This is a genomic window from Chryseobacterium sp. BGARF1 (assembly GCF_001677955.1).
In the GTDB taxonomy this organism is placed as follows: Bacteria; Bacteroidota; Bacteroidia; order Flavobacteriales; family Weeksellaceae; genus Chryseobacterium.
The window spans coordinates 1-495 of sequence record NZ_LELA01000088.1 but is presented as its reverse complement, the minus strand read 5'-3'; the positions used below and the strand labels follow the sequence as shown (position 1 = coordinate 495).

Annotated in this window: 1 protein-coding gene; it reads left to right on the top strand. The window is 37.2% G+C overall.

What is annotated here, in order from left to right:
• A partial coding sequence (locus AB671_RS16475) for a fibronectin type III domain-containing protein (protein ID WP_185114153.1) occupies nucleotides 1–495 on the top strand: 495 nt, incomplete at both ends.

Here is a 495-nt window from a genome sequence, read left to right as displayed (position 1 = left end):
CATTCAACCCTTGGTCTACATCTCAGGTGTTTACTACGGTTAGAGTTTGTGAAATTCCGCCTCCGGGATTAACCATTACTCAATTGAATCCTACATCAGCAGAAGTAGTTTGGAGTGCTTATACAGGTCCTGGAGCAACTAATAATTATATACTAAAATATAGAAAAGTAGGATTACCAGGCTGGACAACAATTAACGTTAGCAATAATACCTATACAATAACAGGATTATTAGAACTTACAAAATATGAAATGCAGGTAGCCAATGTTTGTACAGGTACACCAGGTAACTTTACCCCTGAGTACTACTTTACAACACCAACAGTTGTTTATTGCCCAATGCATTCAACGAACTTTGGTTCTGAATTTATTTCAAAAGTAACAGCGAAACCAGCGGGTAAACCTGACATGATTAATATTACAGCAGGTTCAGCTTATTCAGACTACACAACGGTTCCTTTGAAGTTTATTGATATGGTTCAAGGTTCTGTAGGTA